This window comes from Aeromonas sp. SER (assembly GCF_038739615.1).
Classification (GTDB): Bacteria; Pseudomonadota; Gammaproteobacteria; order Enterobacterales; family Aeromonadaceae; genus Aeromonas; species Aeromonas jandaei.
Genome location: NZ_JBCGFC010000025.1, coordinates 1 through 17218 on the forward strand (window position 1 = coordinate 1; position 17218 = coordinate 17218).

17 protein-coding genes are annotated in these 17218 nt (G+C 57.6%); 7 read left to right on the forward strand and 10 right to left on the reverse strand.

The features are described from left to right. Positions 1 to 413 precede the first annotated feature (413 nt). Entirely contained in the window at positions 414 to 1949 is a 1536-nt protein-coding gene (locus AAHA41_RS21790) for an RNA-directed DNA polymerase (RefSeq protein ID WP_342697345.1), read from the forward strand. A gap of 117 nt (positions 1950 to 2066) precedes the next feature. Here AAHA41_RS21790 and sucD read toward each other — a convergent pair whose 3' ends face one another. The 8 genes from sucD to sdhC all read right to left on the reverse strand — a co-directional run bounded on the left by sucD (position 2067) and on the right by sdhC (position 11572). After that, entirely contained in the window at positions 2067 to 2939 is an 873-nt protein-coding gene (gene sucD, locus AAHA41_RS21795; protein WP_005346088.1) for a succinate--CoA ligase subunit alpha, read from the reverse strand. Further along, entirely contained in the window at positions 2939 to 4105 is a 1167-nt protein-coding gene (sucC, locus tag AAHA41_RS21800; protein ID WP_005346090.1) for an ADP-forming succinate--CoA ligase subunit beta, read from the reverse strand. The genes sucD and sucC overlap by 1 nt, the downstream gene beginning before the upstream one ends. Positions 4106 to 4209: 104 nt before the next feature. After that, positions 4210 to 5397 (reverse strand): 2-oxoglutarate dehydrogenase complex dihydrolipoyllysine-residue succinyltransferase, encoded by a 1188-nt coding sequence (gene odhB, locus AAHA41_RS21805; RefSeq protein WP_323070948.1) that lies wholly within the window; start codon positions 5395 to 5397, stop codon positions 4210 to 4212. Between the two features lie 33 nt (positions 5398 to 5430). Then, the gene (gene sucA / locus AAHA41_RS21810) at positions 5431 to 8241 is read right to left on the reverse strand and encodes a 2-oxoglutarate dehydrogenase E1 component (RefSeq protein ID WP_041210303.1); all 2811 of its coding nucleotides are present in this window, start codon (positions 8239 to 8241) and stop codon (positions 5431 to 5433) included. Positions 8242 to 8355: 114 nt separating this feature from the next. Then, a complete protein-coding gene (locus AAHA41_RS21815) occupies positions 8356 to 9072 on the reverse strand; it encodes a succinate dehydrogenase iron-sulfur subunit (protein ID WP_041210304.1) in 717 nt (238 codons plus the stop codon). A 16-nt stretch (positions 9073 to 9088) separates the two neighbouring features. After that, the gene (sdhA, locus tag AAHA41_RS21820) at positions 9089 to 10855 is read right to left on the reverse strand and encodes a succinate dehydrogenase flavoprotein subunit (protein WP_041210305.1); all 1767 of its coding nucleotides are present in this window, start codon (positions 10853 to 10855) and stop codon (positions 9089 to 9091) included. 1 nt (position 10856) lies between these two features. Further along, positions 10857 to 11201 carry a succinate dehydrogenase, hydrophobic membrane anchor protein gene (gene sdhD / locus AAHA41_RS21825; protein WP_323070949.1) on the reverse strand — a complete coding sequence of 115 codons (345 nt, stop codon included), beginning with the start codon at positions 11199 to 11201 and terminating at the stop codon, positions 10857 to 10859. Next, on the reverse strand, positions 11195 to 11572 hold the full coding sequence (gene sdhC / locus AAHA41_RS21830; RefSeq protein ID WP_041210307.1) for a succinate dehydrogenase cytochrome b556 subunit: 378 nt from the start codon (positions 11570 to 11572) through the stop codon (positions 11195 to 11197). The genes sdhD and sdhC overlap by 7 nt, the downstream gene beginning before the upstream one ends. Positions 11573 to 11636: 64 nt before the next feature. On the opposite strand from sdhC, the gene AAHA41_RS21835 reads away from it, so the two are divergent. From AAHA41_RS21835 to AAHA41_RS21845, 3 genes are all read left to right on the forward strand, one after another. Next, the gene (locus tag AAHA41_RS21835) at positions 11637 to 11825 is read left to right on the forward strand and encodes a hypothetical protein (RefSeq protein WP_124242845.1); all 189 of its coding nucleotides are present in this window, start codon (positions 11637 to 11639) and stop codon (positions 11823 to 11825) included. Positions 11826 to 12005: 180 nt separating this feature from the next. Continuing rightward, positions 12006 to 13292, forward strand: coding sequence for a citrate synthase (locus tag AAHA41_RS21840; RefSeq protein ID WP_033116137.1), 1287 nt, complete (start codon positions 12006 to 12008; stop codon positions 13290 to 13292). Positions 13293 to 13385: 93 nt separating this feature from the next. Then, a complete protein-coding gene (locus AAHA41_RS21845) occupies positions 13386 to 13703 on the forward strand; it encodes a DUF4377 domain-containing protein (RefSeq protein WP_323070950.1) in 318 nt (105 codons plus the stop codon). Positions 13704 to 13774: 71 nt separating this feature from the next. Here AAHA41_RS21845 and AAHA41_RS21850 read toward each other — a convergent pair whose 3' ends face one another. Together AAHA41_RS21850 and AAHA41_RS21855 are read right to left on the reverse strand one after the other, a co-directional pair. Beyond that, entirely contained in the window at positions 13775 to 14215 is a 441-nt protein-coding gene (locus AAHA41_RS21850) for an acetyltransferase (RefSeq protein WP_323070951.1), read from the reverse strand. Positions 14216 to 14273: 58 nt separating this feature from the next. Continuing rightward, a complete protein-coding gene (locus tag AAHA41_RS21855) occupies positions 14274 to 15119 on the reverse strand; it encodes a DUF5718 family protein (protein WP_216994291.1) in 846 nt (281 codons plus the stop codon). 508 nt (positions 15120 to 15627) lie between these two features. Between AAHA41_RS21855 and AAHA41_RS21860 the strand changes: the two genes are divergently transcribed. From AAHA41_RS21860 to AAHA41_RS21870, 3 genes are all read left to right on the forward strand, one after another. Then, positions 15628 to 16215: a class IV adenylate cyclase gene (locus tag AAHA41_RS21860; protein ID WP_323070952.1), complete on the forward strand. Its 588-nt coding sequence runs from the start codon at positions 15628 to 15630 to the stop codon at positions 16213 to 16215. Beyond that, positions 16212 to 16604: an NUDIX domain-containing protein gene (locus tag AAHA41_RS21865; protein WP_042032071.1), complete on the forward strand. Its 393-nt coding sequence runs from the start codon at positions 16212 to 16214 to the stop codon at positions 16602 to 16604. Before AAHA41_RS21860 ends, AAHA41_RS21865 begins: the two co-directional genes overlap by 4 nt. 88 nt (positions 16605 to 16692) lie before the next feature. After that, positions 16693 to 17199, forward strand: a complete 507-nt coding sequence (locus AAHA41_RS21870; RefSeq protein ID WP_323070953.1) for a GNAT family N-acetyltransferase — start codon at positions 16693 to 16695, stop codon at positions 17197 to 17199. The last annotated feature ends 19 nt before the right edge of the window (positions 17200 to 17218 follow it).

Below are 17218 nucleotides of genomic sequence, written 5' to 3' on the forward strand. Positions count from 1 at the left end.
GTAGCTTCTTGAGCAAAGCGGCCTTCCGTTCACTTGAATAACGAGCCATTCGACACTCTTTATCCTCCCCCGGTCTTCACTTGTAGATAGATCAGATCAGGCGACAACTATCCTGACACCGGGGGGGGTCAATAAGCGGGAGCTAACCCGCGTTCGGCTTGGCCCTTTGCCTCAAATCGGAGGGGCATTGGCAACCAGGGTGACCAGCGGATTGCCCCAAGCGGCGGCCAGATTGATTCACCAGCGAAACAGCATTAGCCAACTTGGTTGCAACAGCGTAACAATCTTGGGCTGTTTGTCACTGGTGGCTGAAGACTCTTGTGGCATAATTCCTTTCCCGAACATCCGAACACGCTTCGCTATTCGTGCATACGGGCTATTCGAAATTACAGCTAATGTGTTGGAGTATTTTCATGACTTTAATCACTGAAATGACTGCTTCGGAAGCAAGAGATTTTTTCTTGAAACACACCAGTTATTGCGGTTTTCCTCTCCCGGTCTACTTTAACTTCCAGAATCTTCTTAAAAATGTAAGCAATGCCCTGAATAAAAAACAAAATGGCATAAATGACATTGGTTATAAAAATGCTTGTGAATATAGCGGGGCTAATTACACTCTACAGACAAATAAAGATGGTCATTATTCATGGCGTCCATTCGAACTGATTCATCCCGCTATTTACGTCCATCTAGTTCATGAGCTTACTAAAGAGGATGAATGGGAGCTATTATTAAAAAGGTTTAAACAATTTAAAACCAACAAGAAAATAGTCTGCGTAAGCTTACCAAGAGAGTCTGAAGATGACTGTAAGTCTGACACTGCTGAGAGTGTCATGGGATGGTGGCGTAATGTAGAACAACAGTCCATCAACAACGCTCTTGATTTTAAATATTTATTCACTACCGATATAGCTAACTTTTATCCATCAATTTATACCCATTCAATTCCTTGGGCAATTCATACCAAGAGAGTTGCAAAAAACAATAGAAACTTTAATGCAAACCTAGGAAACCGAATAGATCATGCTTTACGCCAGATGCGCTGGGGTCAAACAAATGGCATACCTCAGGGTTCAGCATTAATGGACTTTATAGCGGAAATAGTGCTCGGCTATTGTGATAAACTTCTAAGTGAAAAGCTAAGAAAAGAAAATATCACTGACTACAATATTATTCGATACCGTGATGATTACAGAATATTCACCAATAGCAAGGAGGATGCAGAGGCAATAGCTAGGTATCTTACTGTTATTCTTCAAGGGGTGGGACTACAGCTGAATGTATCTAAAACTTCATTATCTGAAGACATAATATTAAGTTCAATGAAACCTGACAAGCAAGATGCATTAATGCTATTTGGTAAATCCATTTTTTCTACAACCATTCAAAAAACACTGTTGAAATTATCTATTTTCTCAAGACGACACAAAAACTCTGGACAACTTCAAAAGCAACTCGCAAAAATAAATAAACGACTAGAGAGGATGCCGAAACTTAAAGAAGATGTTAAACCTATTGTGAGCATCATCACCGATATTATGATTAACAACCCGAGAGCTTTTTCCTCTTGCGCATTGGTATTAAGCAATGTACTTAAATTCATCCCAAATGATACTGATAAGCTAACTTTATTAAATAAAATAAAATCAAAGTTCGAACCAATATTAGGGACGGGGATTTTAGATATCTGGTTACAACGAATCTCATTCCATATCAATCAAGATATAGAATATCAAGAGCCACTCTGCTCTATTGTATCTGGTAAGTATAATGTACCTCATGAGCATATATGGAATTCCAAGTGGGTCACAGATAATAAATTTAAAAAATCCATACTATCTACGCCATTTATTGATGTAGACGCATTGTATAAATGCGCACCAGTGATTCCAGAAGATGAGGTTGTTTTATTTCCTTATGATATAGACTTTGATGACGATGATGAATAATAAACAAATTTGAACAGCGACACATATTCTTATACACGCGAGAACATACCACTCTAGATCCATTAAAAAGCCGCCCATTAGGCGGCTTTTTTATTAGAGATAACGGGCTAACAAGAGTTACCAGCCAGTCACTTCACGCAGGGCCTTGCCGATATCGGCCAGGGAGCGGACGGTTTTCACGCCAGCATCTTCCAGCGCGGCAAACTTCTCGGCGGCGGTACCCTTGCCACCGGAGATGATGGCACCAGCGTGGCCCATCCGCTTGCCGGGAGGTGCAGTAACACCGGCGATATAGGAGACCACCGGCTTGGTGACGTGGGCCTTGATATAGGCGGCCGCGTCTTCCTCGGCGTTGCCGCCGATCTCGCCGATCATCACGATCGCTTCGGTCTGCGGGTCGTTCTGGAACATCTCCAGAATGTCGATAAAGTTGGAGCCCGGGATGGGGTCGCCACCGATACCGACGCAGGTGGACTGGCCAAAGCCCTCGTCAGTGGTCTGCTTGACCGCTTCGTAGGTCAGGGTGCCGGAGCGGGAGACGATGCCCACCTTGCCCGGTTTGTGAATGTGGCCCGGCATGATGCCGATCTTGCACTCACCCGGAGTGATAACACCCGGGCAGTTGGGACCGATCATCCGCACGCCGGTCTCTTGCAGCTTCACTTTGACGTCCAGCATATCCAGCGTCGGAATGCCTTCGGTGATGGTGACGATGAGCTTGATGCCCGCATCGATCGCTTCCAGGATCGCGTCCTTGCAGAACGGTGCCGGCACATAGATGACGGTGGCGGTGGCGCCGGTCGCTTCGACCGCGTCACGGACAGTGTTGAACACCGGCAGGCCCAGATGGGTGGTGCCGCCCTTGCCCGGGGAGACGCCGCCCACCAGCTGGGTGCCGTAGGAGAGCGCCTGCTCGGAGTGGAAAGTACCCTGACCGCCGGTAAAGCCCTGGCAGATGACTCGGGTGTCCTTGTTGATCAGTACGCTCATCAGTTGGCCTCCGCTGCTTTGACGACTTGCTGCGCGGCATCGGTCAGACTCTTGGCCGCAATGATGTTGAGGCCGCTCTCGGCCAGCTTGATACCACCCAGCTCGGCGTTGTTGCCTTCCAGACGGACCACGACGGGCACCTTGACCCCCACTTCCTTGACCGCACCGATAATGCCTTCCGCGATCATGTCGCAGCGCACGATGCCGCCAAAGATGTTGACCAGCACCGCTTTGACGTTGCTGTCGGAGAGGATGATCTTGAACGCCTCGGTTACGCGTTCCTTGGTGGCGCCACCGCCGACGTCAAGGAAGTTGGCCGGCTTGCCGCCGTGCAGGTTGACGATGTCCATGGTGCCCATGGCCAGACCCGCGCCGTTGACCATGCAGCCGATGTTGCCATCGAGGGCCACATAGTTCAGCTCCCACTGGGCAGCGTGCGCTTCGCGGGGGTCATCTTGTGACGGGTCGTGCATCTCGCGCAGCTTGGGCTGACGATACAGTGCGTTGGCGTCGATGTTGATCTTGCCATCCAGGCAGTGCAGGTTGCCCTGCGCGGTGATCACCAGCGGGTTGATCTCCAGCAGCGCGAAGTCGCAGTCGAGGAACATCTGGCCCAGACCCATGAAGATCTTGGTGAACTGTTTGATCTGATCGCCGACCAGACCCAGTTTGAAGGCCAGCTCGCGGGCCTGATAGGGCTGCGGGCCAACCAGTGGGTCCAGGGTGGCCTTGTGGATCAGATGGGGGGTTTCGTGGGCGATCTTCTCGATGTCCACGCCACCTTCGGTCGAGGCCATGAAGACCACGCGACGGGAGCCACGGTCAACCACGGCGCCTAGGTAGAGCTCTTTGGCGATGTCGGTGCAGGATTCAACCAGGATCTTGGTGACCGGCTGGCCGTTGGCGTCAGTCTGGTAGGTCACCAGATTCTTGCCCAGCCAGTTTTGGGCGAAGGCACGGATCTCATCCTTGCTCTTGGCCACTTTCACACCGCCCGCTTTACCGCGGCCACCGGCGTGTACCTGGCATTTCACCACCCAGGTATTGCCGCCAATCTTGTCGGCCGCTTCGGCCGCTTCCTGCGGGGTAGCACAGGCATAACCTTCGGAGACCGGCAGGCCATACTCGGCAAACAGCTGTTTTGCCTGATATTCATGCAGATTCATAGATGCTCTATCCGTGTTGTAGGTATTTCCGTCCGGGGCTCGTGTTTCTCAATCCCCTGTGAGTGGGGGCCTCGGGGGCCCCTCGTTATCTTTCAGTTGGTTGCTCAGACGTCCAGCAGCAGGCGGGTCGGATCTTCCAGCAGCTCCTTGACGGAGACCAGGAAGCCTACCGATTCGCGCCCGTCGATGAGACGGTGATCGTAGGAGAGGGCCAGGTACATCATCGGCAGGATCTCGACCTTGCCGTCAACGGCCATCGGGCGATCCTGGATCTTGTGCATACCCAGAATGGCGCTCTGGGGCGGGTTGATGATCGGGGTGGACATCAGGGAGCCGAACACACCACCGTTGGTGATGGTGAAGTTGCCGCCAGTCAGCTCATCCACGGTCAGTTTGCCGTCGCGGCCCTTGCCGGCCAGATCCTTGATGGCCTTCTCGATGTCGGCCAGGCTCATGTTGTCGCAATCGCGCAGTACCGGGGTCACCAGACCACGGGGGGTGGAGACGGCGATGCTGACGTCGAAGTAGTTGTGGTAGACGATGTCGTCACCATCCAGCCCGGCGTTCACTTCCGGATAGCGCTTGAGGGACTCCACTACCGCCTTCACGTAGAAGGACATGAAGCCGAGCTTGATGCCGTGCTTCTTCTCGAAGATCTCGCCGTACTGCTTGCGCAGATCCATGATGGGCTTCATGTTGACCTCGTTGAAGGTGGTCAGCATGGCGGTGGTGTTTTTCGCTTCCAGCAGACGCTCGGCGATGCGCTTGCGCAGACGGGTCATCGGCACCCGCTTCTCGCTGCGACCGGCCAGAGCGGCAACCGGCGCGACCGGGGCAGCAGCAACCGGAGCGGCTGCGGCAGGCTTGCTCAGCGCCTTGATGTAGGCTTCCACATCATCCTTGGTGATGCGACCGCCCTTGCCAGTGCCAGTCAGCTTGGCCACGTCGATGTCGTGCTCGCCAATCAGACGACGCACGGAGGGGCTCAGGCCATCGGCGCCATCATCGGCAACCGCTTCGGTCGGCTTCTCTTTGGTCTCTTCACCGGCTACGGCAGCCGCCTTGATGGTGGCGATCAGCTGGCGGGAGAGGACTGTCGCCCCCTCTGCCTGCAGGATGTCGCCCAGCACGCCAGCTTGCGGTGCCGGCACTTCCAGCACCACCTTGTCGGTTTCGATGTCGACCAGCACTTCATCACGGGCAACCAGATCACCCGGCTTCTTGTGCCAGGTGGCAATAGTGGCATCCGCCACTGATTCCGGCAGGTCCGGTACCTTGATCTCGATAGTCATCTAATCAGTTCCTTGTTACTTCTTGTTCAGGGCTTAGGCCAGAGTAAGGGCATCTTCCACCAAGGCTTTCTGCTGCTTGGCGTGGACGGACATGTAACCAACCGCCGGCGAGGCGGACGCCGGACGACCGGCATAACGCAGGGTGGCTCCGGTCGGCAGCACCTCATCGTAGTTGTGACGGGTGCAGTACCAGGCGCCCTGGTTTTGCGGCTCTTCCTGACACCAGACAAAATCGGTGACGTGGCTGTAATCGGCCAGAATGGCGCGCACTTCCTCTTCCGGGAAGGGATAGAGCTGTTCGATCCGCACGATCGCCACATCCTTCTGCTCCGCCTTGCGACGGGCTTCGAGCAGGTCGTAATAGACCTTGCCGGAGCAGAAGACCACCCGCTTGACCGCTTTCGGATCCAGCGCGTCGATCTCGCCGATGGCGTTCTGGAAAGTGCCTTCCGCCAGATCTTCGAGCTTGCTGACCGCCAGCGGATGGCGCAGCAGGGATTTGGGCGTCATCACGATGAGCGGACGGCGCATCGGGCGCACGACCTGACGGCGCAGCATATGGAATACCTGAGCCGGGGTAGAGGGCACGCACACCTGCATGTTGTGCTGAGCGCACATCTGCAGATAACGCTCCAGACGGGCGGAAGAGTGCTCCGGCCCCTGCCCCTCGTAACCGTGCGGCAGCAGCATGGTCAGGCCGCACATCCGGCCCCACTTCTGCTCACCGGAGGAGAGGAACTGGTCGACCACCACCTGAGCGCAGTTGGCGAAGTCACCGAACTGGGCTTCCCAGATGGTGAGGCCGGCCGGCTCGGCGCTGGCATAGCCATATTCAAAGGCCAGTACCGCGTTCTCGGTCAGTACCGAGTCGTAAATCTCGAACGGACCCTGCTCGTCGTGCAGGTTGCACAGCGGGGTGTAGGTGCTGGCATCGGTCTGGTTGTGCAGCACGGCATGGCGGTGGAAGAAGGTGCCACGGCCGGAGTCTTCACCGGTAAAGCGGATGCGGGAACCCTTGTCCACCAGGGTGGCGTAGGCCAGGGTCTCGGCAAAGCCCCAATCCACCAGCTTCTCGCCGGCAGCCATTAGACGGCGGTCTTCGTAAATCTTCTCGACCTGACGCTGCAGCACGTGGGTAGCCGGATACTGGCTCACCCGCTCGCCGAGGGCTTTGAGGTGATCCATCGGCACTGTGCTGTCATAGGCCATGTTCCAGTCGTGGCCAAGATAAGGGGTCCAGTCGACGGAGTGCAGCTCCATCGGCCGCCACTCCTTGCTCACCCGCTCGCCGCGATCCAGCGCTTCGCGATACTCGTTAACCAGGGTGGTCGCCTGCTCCTGGGCAATGCTCCCCTCGGCCACCAGCTGATCGGCGTAGATCTTGCGCGGGGTCGGGTGCTGCTTGATCTTCTGGTACATCAAGGGCTGGGTCGCGTTCGGCTCGTCGGCCTCGTTGTGGCCATGGCGACGGTAGCAAACCAGCTCGATCACCACGTCGCGCTTGAAGGTGTTGCGATAATCCAGCGCAATCTGGGTCACCAGCACCACGGCTTCCGGATCATCACCGTTGACGTGCAGCACCGGCGCCTGTACCGCCTTGGCGATGTCGGTGCAATATTCGGTGGAGCGCAGGTCACGGTGATAGGAGGTGGTGAAACCGACCTGGTTGTTGATGACGATGCGCACCGTCCCGCCCACGCCATAAGCACGGGTCAGAGACATGTTGAAGGTTTCGGCCACCACGCCCTGACCGGCCATGGCCGAGTCACCGTGGATGGTGATGGGCAGCACGCTGGAGCCATCCTTGTCACCGCGACGATCCATGCGGGCACGCACCGAGCCGATGACCACAGGGTTGACGATCTCGAGGTGAGACGGGTTGAAGGCCAGCGCCAAATGGACGTTGCCGCCCGGGGTAGCGAAGTCGGAGGAGAAGCCCATGTGGTACTTCACGTCGCCCGTGCCCCAGGATTCGCCGTGCTTGCCTGCAAACTCGTCGAACAGGTCCTGAGCGCGCTTGCCCAGCACGTTGATCAGCACGTTGAGGCGACCGCGGTGGGCCATGCCGATAACGGCCTCTTTGCAGCCCTGCTCACCGGCACGACGGATCAGCTCTTTGAGCATAGGGATCATGGCGTCGCCACCTTCCAGCGAGAAGCGCTTGGCCCCCGGGAACTTGGCACCCAGATATTTTTCCAGCCCTTCGGCGGCGGTCAGGTTATCGAGGAAACGGGTCTTCTCTTCGAGGGTGTAACTCCCCTTCCCTTCAATGGATTCGAGACGCTGTTGCAGCCAGCGCTTCTCCTCGGTCGAGGTGAGGTGCATGTAGTCGGCGCCGATGGAACCGCAGTAGGTCTTCTTCAGCGAGGCGTAGAGATCGGAGAGCACCATGGTCTCGCGACCGATGGCGTAGGAGCCCACATTGAAGGTGGCCTCCATGTCTGCGCCCTGCAGGTTGTGGAATGCCGGATCCAGTTCGGCGACGGTATCGCGCTGCCACAGACCGAGCGGATCCAGATTGGCATTCTGGTGACCACGGAAACGGAACGCGTTGATCAGTTGCAGTACCCGCACCTGCTTGGCATCCACTTGCGGATCGGAGACAGGCGCGCTGTAACGGGAGGGATCCTTGGCCAGACGACGGAAATAATCGCGGACCTGGGAGTGGGGTTGTTCAACCGCATGGCCATTGACCTGGGGCAGCTCGCTAAACAGGCTGCGCCACTCATCGGATACGGAGTCAGGATTTTCCAGGAAGGATTCGTACAAATCCTCAATGTAGCTTGCATTCGCACCAGCCAGGTGAGATGACTCCAACCAGGCCTTCATCACGCCGTTATGCATTTCTATCCCTTGTACTTCTTGTTACTGCTACGCAGCTTGTAGGGTTCAAACAGCCATCCTGCCACGGGTGGGATGGCTGTCCGGAAGCAGGGCCGACCTTGGCCGGCCCGAATACTAAACAGCCCGATTGAGCAACATCGACTTGATCTGGCCAATCGCCTTGGTCGGGTTCAAGCCTTTCGGACAAACGTTCACGCAGTTCATGATGCCGTGGCAACGGAACACGCTGAAGGCGTCATCCAGATTACCCAGTCGCTCGGTGGTCGCGGTGTCGCGGCTGTCAGCCAGCCAGCGGTAGGCAGCAAGCAGCCCGGCCGGACCGATGAACTTGTCGGGGTTCCACCAGAAGGAGGGGCACGAAGTGGAGCAGCAGGCACAGAGAATGCACTCGTACAGGCCATCCAGCTTGGCGCGCTCTTCGGGGGATTGCAGGTGCTCACGCACGGGCGGCAATTTGTCTTCATTGATGAGGAAGGGTTTGACCTTCTCCCACTGGGTGTAGAACTGGGTCATGTCGATCACCAGATCCCGGATCACCGGCAGGCCGGGCAAGGGGCGGATAACCACGTTATTGCCCTTCTTCAGCAGATCGGAAAGCGGGGTGATGCAGGCAAGACCGTTCTTGCCATTCATGTTGATGCCGTCAGATCCACAGACCCCTTCGCGGCAGGAGCGGCGGAAGGCGAGTGTGGGATCCAGCTCTTTCAACTGGATCAGTGCATCGAGCACCATCATGTCGGAACCTTCAGGAATATCAAGACGATATTCCTTCATATGGGGGACGTTATCAACATCCGGATTGTATCTGTAGACAGAGAAAGTGACGTTCATAGGGCTGGCTCCGCAATCAGTAAGTCCGGACCTTGGGCGGGAACGCCTCACGGGTCTTGGGTGACATGTTGACAGCGCGACGGGTCATGGACTCGGTGTCCGGATGATAGAGGCTGTGGCACAGCCAGTTCTCATCGTCGCGATCCGGGAAGTCGAAGCGGCAGTGAGCACCGCGACTCTCGGTACGGAAGTTGGCGGCAACCGCCGTGGCAAACGCCGTCTCCATCAGGTTGTCCAGCTCCAGACACTCGATGCGCTGGGTGTTGAACTCTTTGGAGGTGTCATCCAGACGGGCTGACTTGAGGCGCTCGCGGATAACCTTGAGCTCGGCCAACCCTTCTGCCATCGCCGCACCTTCGCGGAATACGGAGAAGTTGTTCTGCATGCAGCGCTGCAGGTCTTTGCGTATCTGCACCGGGTCTTCGCCGTTGCGGGTATTTTCCCAGCGGTTGAAGCGGGCCAGTGCGGCATCGAGATCCGACTCGGAGGCATCGCGGCCGTGATCCATCTCGCCCAGGGTGTTGACCAGATGCATGCCGGCCGCGCGGCCGAACACCACCAGATCCAGCAGGGAGTTGCCGCCCAGACGGTTGGCACCGTGCACCGAGACGCAGGCAATTTCGCCCACCGCAAACAGACCGACCACCGGCACATCGTTGCCGTTCTTGTCCTGGGTCAGGCACTGGCCATTCACGTTGGTCGGCACGCCGCCCATCATGTAGTGGCAGGTTGGGATAATCGGGATCGGCTCTTTGACCGGGTCCACGTGGGCGAAGGTGCGAGAGAGCTCGCAGATGCCCGGCAGACGGGATTCCAGCACCTCTTTGCCGAGGTGATCCAGCTTGAGCTTGATGTGCGGGCCCCAGGGACCGTCGCAGCCACGCCCTTCGCGGATTTCGATCATGATGGAGCGGGCCACCACGTCGCGACCGGCCAGATCCTTGGCGTTGGGGGCATAACGCTCCATGAAGCGCTCGCCATCTTTATTGAGCAGATAGCCGCCTTCACCGCGGCAACCTTCGGTCACCAGCACCCCTGCCCCGGCGATGCCGGTCGGGTGGAACTGCCACATCTCCATGTCCTGCACGCCGACCCCGGCGCGCAGCGCCATGCCGACACCGTCACCGGTGTTGATGTGGGCGTTGGTGGTGGACTGGTAGATGCGACCGGCACCGCCGGTAGCCAGCACGGTGGCCTTGGCCTTGAAGTAGACGACCTCGCCGCTCTCCATGTCGATGGCGGTACAACCCACCACATGGCCATCCTGGTTCTTCACCAGATCCAGCGCATACCACTCGGAGAAGACGGTGGTCTTGTTCTTGACGTTTTGCTGATAGAGGGTGTGCAGCAGGGCGTGGCCGGTACGGTCGGCCGCAGCCGCAGTACGGGCAGCCTGCTCGCCACCGAAATTCTTGGACTGACCGCCAAACGGACGCTGGTAGACAGTGCCGTTGTCGAAACGGGAGAAGGGCAAGCCCATGTTCTCCAGCTCATAGATGGCTTCGGGGCCGGTCTTGCACATGTACTCGATGGCTTCCTGATCACCGATGTAATCGGAACCTTTTACGGTGTCATACATGTGCCACTGCCAGTTGTCGTCGTGGGCATTGCCCAGCGCAACCGTGATACCGCCCTGGGCGGAGACAGTGTGAGAACGGGTCGGGAAGACCTTGGACAACAGAGCGCAGCTCTTGCCGGACTGGGCAATCTGCAGCGCGGCGCGCATGCCGGCACCACCGGCACCAATCACGACCGCATCAAATTCACGAGTTGGAATAGTCACCTTACACACCCCACAGCACGACGAAACCCGTCATCAGATAGACAAACAGCACCACGACCAGCGCGAACTGCAGCGCACCGCGCAATCCCACTGGCTTGATATAGTCGGTCAGCACCTGCCACAGACCGATCCAGGCATGGATCAGTACACACAGCAGAGCCAACAGGGTGAAGACCTTGGTGAAGGTGTTGGCGAAAAAGCCTGTCCACACCTCGTAGGTGATGTCGTTGAACGCGATAAAACCGACCAGATAGAGGACATAACAGCTCATGATGAGGGCGGTGGCGCGGATCAGGATGTAATCGTGTACGCCGCTGCGCCCGAAGGTTGCAGAATTGGTTACCATACAAGCACTCCCGCCAATACTGCCAGAACCGCGGTGATCACGAAGGCCACACGGGCGCTCTGATTGCCGGATTCCAGCTCTTCCCAATAGCCCATATCCATGACCAGATGACGCAAGCCGCCCACAATGTGGTAAGCCAGCGCAGTCAGGATCCCCCACAGCACGAGTTTGACCAGGAAGTTGTCCATGATGGCAACCACGGTTTCAAACCCTTCGGGAGAGGCGAGTGAAGTACCAAGCATCCACAGCAAGATGCCCAGTGCAACAAAGGTGATGACCCCTGATACACGGTGCAGGATGGATGCAATGGCAGTGACAGGAAAGCTGATCGTCTGTAGGTCGAGGTTGACCGGTCTCTGTTTCTTTTTCACGCTTGCCCACTCAGCTCCATTGAGCACGTTAGTTATTGTTTTAACTCGTTTCTGAGGGCACGGGATGGTGATTGTTGGTTATTTGTTACCAAAACACTCTGAAAAAGCCAAAAATCCGGTTTTCGGTTTCACATCAGGCTTTGCCAAAGCGTTTCAAACACCCGCAGCCATGACCCACGTGGCGCAGTATATCGGCGGGCTTAACCGAAGACAATCAAATAGCTACAAAGAAAACACAAAACCGCAAACCTGATCGCATATTTTATTTAACATTTAATTAATGGCCATCCAGCAAAATTGACATTGATAGGGAACTCTGTTTCAAATAAGGCGCTCCAGCCACCTCGGTATGGGTAACAACCTTTGCCAGCGTCATAAAAGTCGTAATAGAGTAGGACTGGAACCAAATTATAAAGAGCAAAGGAGACGTGCTATGGCTGATAAGATAGCCACCCTACACCTGCCCGGGAAAGATCCGGTTGAATTGCCGATCCTCTCCGGAACAGTCGGACCGGATGTCATTGATGTCAGAAAACTGGGTGCACAAGGGTATTTCACCTTTGACCCGGGCTTCATGGCGACCGGTTCTTGCAAGTCCGCCATTACCTATATCGACGGGGATCAGGGTGTCTTGCTGCACCGTGGTTACCCCATCGCCCAGTTGGCCAAAGAGTCCAACTACCTCGAAGTCTGCTACATCCTGCTCTACGGCGAGGCGCCGACCAAGGCCCAGTTCGCCGAATTCCAGCGCACCGTAACCCGTCACACCATGGTGCACGAGCAGATCGCCTTCTTCTTCCGCGGCTTCCGTCGTGACTCCCACCCCATGGCCATCATGTGTGGCGTGGTGGGTGCCCTCTCCGCTTTCTATCACGACGCCCTCGATATCAATAACGAACAGCATCGCGAGATCTGCGCCTTCCGCCTGCTCTCCAAAATGCCGACCCTGGCCGCCATGTGCTTCAAGTACTCCATCGGCCAGCCGTTCATGCAACCGCGCAACGCCCTCTCCTACGCCGGCAACTTCCTGCACATGATGTTTGCGGTGCCGACCGAAGAGTACAAGGTCAACCCGGTGGTCGAGCGCGCCATGGATCGCATCTTCACCCTGCACGCTGATCACGAGCAGAACGCCTCTACCTCGACCGTTCGTCTGGCTGGCTCCTCCGGCGCCAACCCGTTTGCCTGTATCGCGGCCGGTATCGCCTCCCTGTGGGGCCCGGCTCACGGTGGTGCCAACGAGGCCTGCCTGCGCATGCTGGAGGAGATCGGCTCGGTGGATCGCATTCCCGAATACATCGCCCGCGCCAAGGACAAGAACGACTCGTTCCGTCTGATGGGCTTCGGTCACCGGGTCTACAAGAACTACGACCCCCGTGCCCAGGTGATGCGCGAGACCTGCCACGAGGTGCTCAAGGAGCTGCAGATCAAGGATCCGCTGCTCGACGTCGCCATGGAGCTGGAGCGCATTGCGCTCTCCGACCCCTACTTCGTCGACAAGAAGCTCTACCCGAACGTGGACTTCTACTCAGGCATCATCATGAAGGCGATCGGCATCCCGATGAACATGTTCACCGTGATCTTCGCCATCTCCCGCACCATCGGCTGGATCGCCCACTGGAACGAGTTCCACTCCGATCCGGATGGCAAGATCGGTCGTCCGCGCCAGCTCTACATCGGCGAGCCGCTGCGCAAGTTCGTCCCGATCGACGAGCGCTAAGCGCTTGAGTCGACATGGTTTGTTACAAAGGCGGTCATTGACCGCCTTTTTATTTGTCGCTCTAATGCCCCTTTCAATTCGAAGGAGTCCACCATGAAACCTCTGCTTGTCAGCGCCGCCCTGCTGCTCACCGCCTGTCAGGGCACCACGGCCCCACAGGGTGAGACCCTCTACATCAACAGCCAGCTGGTCGATTGTGTCGGGGTCGGGCCGATGCAGTGCATGCAGGTACGTAGCGACGAACAGCAGCCCTGGACGCTTTTCTATCAGCAGATCGAGGGTTTCCAGTTCGAGCCGGGCTACCAGTATCAGCTCACCGTGAAAAAGGAGCTGCTCACCAACGTGCCAGCGGATGCCCCTTCCTTGCGCTACCAGCTAATCAAGGTGGTCAGCAAGGTCGCCAGCAAGTAACGGCAGGATCAAAAACGGGGGATGGCGCAGGCCATCCCCCGTTTGTTATCACTGTCGCTTCACTTGAGTGACTATCGCTGCGGCAATGCCATATGGAGCAAGGGATAGGGGTTACCCTGACCATCCAGCGGCGAGCGGCCCGTCACGGCGAACCCCATCTTTTGGTAGAAGCCCACCGCCTGCTCATTCTGCTCGTTGACGTCAACCAGCGCCGCGCCGCACTGGCTGATGGCATGTTCCACCAACCGGCGACCCACGCCACTGCCGCGCACCGCCGGCGCCACAAACAGCATCTCTATCTTGCCATCACATAGCCCGCAAAAACCGGCAATGCGCCCCTCCTCCGTCCGGGCACAGTGCAGTGTCACCGCATCGAAGTAGTGCTCCAGAATAAGCGGTTTGAGCGCGAGGATCTCGGCCTCGGGCAGGAAGTGGTGGGTCGCCCGCACCGAGGCCTCCCACAGCGCGATCAGGGCCGGATAATCGGCCCGCGTTACAGTATCAATCTTCATCAATGACTCTTTGTTGCAGCCCGCAGGATGACAGTTGCCTCCCCGCGGGCCAATCTGATTAGCGTGCCTGCACCGCTTGCAGCAGCACCGACACATCGGCACCAAAACTGCGGGTACGGATCGCCTCGCGGATCTCCGCTTCGCTGTAGCGGCTGCCCGGATAGACCACCACGCAGGAGGTGTCGCCTGGCTTGAGGAAGTGGGTCTCGCCAAACGGGGTATAACGGGTGGCGCCGATGCTGATGAGCGCGTGGGGAGGATGCCCCGCCTGCGCCAGCAGCCCCTGAATGTGCTCCGCCGGACCTTCATCCTGTTGATGGTTGAACTTGTCGATGGCCCAGTCGAGCAGCTTGCCGTGGAAGTAGCTGTAGTCGATAGCGGCGCTGTCTATCCCGTAGGCATGCAGCTCGCCATCGCGCTCCAGATAGCAGGCGATGCGATAGTCATCGAGCTCGCAGCCGGCGGCAAAACCGGAAAGCGGCAGCAGATTGGCCGCCAACCCCTTGCTCTCTTCGCCCCAGTTCTTCTTCTCGCTGATCTTCTTGGCGTTGGGACGACGGATGGAGCAGTCGTTATAGGCACCAAAGGCACGGGGATGGATTGCCACCACCTGCTTGTCGGCATACTCCAGCTCGCACCAGAGGGCCACTTCCGGCTCAATCTGCACCTTCTCGTCACCGCTGACCGCCGCTTCCGGCAGGAAGATGGCGTTATTGCTCAGCGGGAACACCCCGAGCTGACCCGGATGGCCCGGCACGAAGAAGGGGAACAGCGCCTTGGGCGCCGTGGTATCGCGCACCACGACCGCCACGAAATCCGACGCTTCACCCGCCTGCTCCAGATGACCGGCGAAATTACCCGCTACCCCGAGTCCGATAAACTTGCTCTCTGCTGTCACTTGCATCTTGCTCACCTGCATCTTGCCAACGCAAGGTAGCAGGCTTGTCGCCCACTACCGCTAAAGTGGCAAGATTAAACCACAAGGCCCCCGCCTTCGCCCAGTCCGGCCCTGCGGCGGTGTGCGCCAGCCCGCTTTTTTGGCGCCGACTGGCGACGCCTTGCGCCATTTTTGTCACCTCATCCACCTCGTCCTCCACCCGGGCCGGTCATCTTGTCGCCAGCAGCAACAGATCCGCCTTGCCGCAAGCGGCCAACGCCCCGGAGAAGCGAAAAACAGGGTGCAACAACCGAAAACCGAGCTCACCAATCGATATAAACAAAAATGAGGGCATTCAGCCAAAAGGCATAAAATCTACTTATAGTGATCAGTTTGGCCCCTCTCTGCCCCGCAGGCTGCCCGCCAAGCCCCCAGCAGCCATCTTCCGATCTCTTTCTCCCTGTTTCTTCTCTTTGGCCTGCGCACCAACTTTGCTAGGCTGCCTGCCACACAGACTCACAGAGGGATCTTCTTGATGTCACAGGCACACTTTCAGGGCCGCTTCGAAGTCGAGTTCAAATATCGGCTGGCGGATCGCCCCGCCTTCCTCAAGGCGCTGCTCGCCCTCAATCCGGAGATCATGCTGGAAGATAATCTGGAGCGGGATCGCTACTTCGACACCCCGGACGATGCCCTTGCCCGCGCAGGCAAGAGTCTGGCGATCCGCACCATGGAGCCCTCCGGCATCCAGCTCTGGATCGTCAAGGGGCCCGAGGCGGATCGCTGCGAAGCGGTCAATATCAGCGATGCCGACAAGGCTGCCAGCATGCTTTTGACCATGGACTACCGGCAGATCCTCGAGATCACCAAACAGCGCAGCATCTACTTCCTTGGCCCGTTTCACGTCACCCTGGATCATCTGGCCGGGATTGGCGATTTTGCCGAGCTGGCCATCATGACCGATGACGAGGCACGCCTGCCTGAATTTCACCAGCAACTGCTCGCGCTGGCAGCACGGCTGGGGCTCGCTCCCGAGATGGAGGAGCCCCACTCCTACCGCACCCTGTGCACTAGGCACATGCAGGCAACACCCACCACACAACCAGAGGATGCAACCCGATGATCGACAAACTCGCCTGGCTCACCTTTAAAGATCAGCAACTGCTCTGCGCCCGCTCCCACGGCAAGGCCATCTACTATATCCCCGGCGGCAAGCGCGAGCCGGGTGAGAGCGACGAAGCGGCCCTGATCCGCGAGATTGACGAGGAGCTGGCCGTCACCCTGCAACCCGATACCCTGCGCTTTGCCTGCGAGTTCAGCGCCCAGGCCGATGGCAAACCGGCCGGGGTCGAGGTGCGGCTGCGCTGCTACACCGGCCAAGCCAGCGGCACCCCGGTTGCCTCGGCCGAGATTGCCGAGCTGCGCTGGCTCGACAGCAGCCATCTCGACGAGCTCTCCCCCGTCTCCCGCCTGCTCTTTGGCTGGCTCAAGGAGCAGGGGCTGATCCGCTAACTGGCCGCAGCCTCCTTGCATCACGGCCCGAGCTCACTGTGGCTGAACCGCAGGCAGGATGCCGTTCAAACAACGAAAAGGATGTCGGATGGAGATTATTGACGTACCCGCAATCGAGGATCAGCTGCCCGCCCTCATCGCCCTGCTGCAGGATTGTGTCAACAGCGGTGCCTCGGTCGGTTTTTTACCGCCCCTCCGTGTTGAGGATGGGGCTAAATACTGGCAAGGGGTGGCAGCAGATCTGGCATCAGGGGGCCGAAAACTGTGGCTTGCCCTTGAGCAGCAAACCGTAGTGGGCGCCGTGCAGCTCTCACTCTGTGGCAAGGCCAATGGCCGCCACCGGGCCGAGGTGGAAAAACTGATGGTACTGCAAGCGGCGAGAGGCAAAGGTATTGGCCGTGCGTTGATACAAGCTATGGAGCAAGGCGCCCATGCCGCGGGCCGTTCGTTGCTGGTGCTGGATACTCGCTCCGGTGACGTGGCCTCGCACCTCTATCGTCAACTCGGCTATCAGGAGGCTGGCCAGATCCCCCATTTTGCCCTCGGTGCCGACGGCAAGCTGGCTGCGACGGTTATCTTCTACAAGATGCTCTGAACACTCCTCCCGCTTCTCT

Bases quoted from the DNA above. Each gene is read 5' to 3' on its own strand.
- odhB (WP_323070948.1), bottom strand. From the start codon at position 5,397: ATGACTATCGAGATCAAGGTACCGGACCTGCCGGAATCAGTGGCGGAT.
- AAHA41_RS21855 (WP_216994291.1), bottom strand. From the start codon at position 15,119: ATGCAAGTGACAGCAGAGAGCAAGTTTATCGGACTCGGGGTAGCGGGT.
- AAHA41_RS21850 (WP_323070951.1), bottom strand. From the start codon at position 14,215: ATGAAGATTGATACTGTAACGCGGGCCGATTATCCGGCCCTGATCGCG.
- AAHA41_RS21835 (WP_124242845.1), top strand. From the start codon at position 11,637: ATGGTGATTGTTGGTTATTTGTTACCAAAACACTCTGAAAAAGCCAAA.
- sucD (WP_005346088.1), bottom strand. From the start codon at position 2,939: ATGAGCGTACTGATCAACAAGGACACCCGAGTCATCTGCCAGGGCTTT.
- AAHA41_RS21860 (WP_323070952.1), top strand. From the start codon at position 15,628: ATGTCACAGGCACACTTTCAGGGCCGCTTCGAAGTCGAGTTCAAATAT.
- AAHA41_RS21870 (WP_323070953.1), top strand. From the start codon at position 16,693: ATGGAGATTATTGACGTACCCGCAATCGAGGATCAGCTGCCCGCCCTC.
- AAHA41_RS21845 (WP_323070950.1), top strand. From the start codon at position 13,386: ATGAAACCTCTGCTTGTCAGCGCCGCCCTGCTGCTCACCGCCTGTCAG.
- sucC (WP_005346090.1), bottom strand. From the start codon at position 4,105: ATGAATCTGCATGAATATCAGGCAAAACAGCTGTTTGCCGAGTATGGC.
- AAHA41_RS21840 (WP_033116137.1), top strand. From the start codon at position 12,006: ATGGCTGATAAGATAGCCACCCTACACCTGCCCGGGAAAGATCCGGTT.
- sdhD (WP_323070949.1), bottom strand. From the start codon at position 11,201: ATGGTAACCAATTCTGCAACCTTCGGGCGCAGCGGCGTACACGATTAC.
- AAHA41_RS21865 (WP_042032071.1), top strand. From the start codon at position 16,212: ATGATCGACAAACTCGCCTGGCTCACCTTTAAAGATCAGCAACTGCTC.
- AAHA41_RS21790 (WP_342697345.1), top strand. From the start codon at position 414: ATGACTTTAATCACTGAAATGACTGCTTCGGAAGCAAGAGATTTTTTC.
- AAHA41_RS21815 (WP_041210304.1), bottom strand. From the start codon at position 9,072: ATGAACGTCACTTTCTCTGTCTACAGATACAATCCGGATGTTGATAAC.
- sucA (WP_041210303.1), bottom strand. From the start codon at position 8,241: ATGCATAACGGCGTGATGAAGGCCTGGTTGGAGTCATCTCACCTGGCT.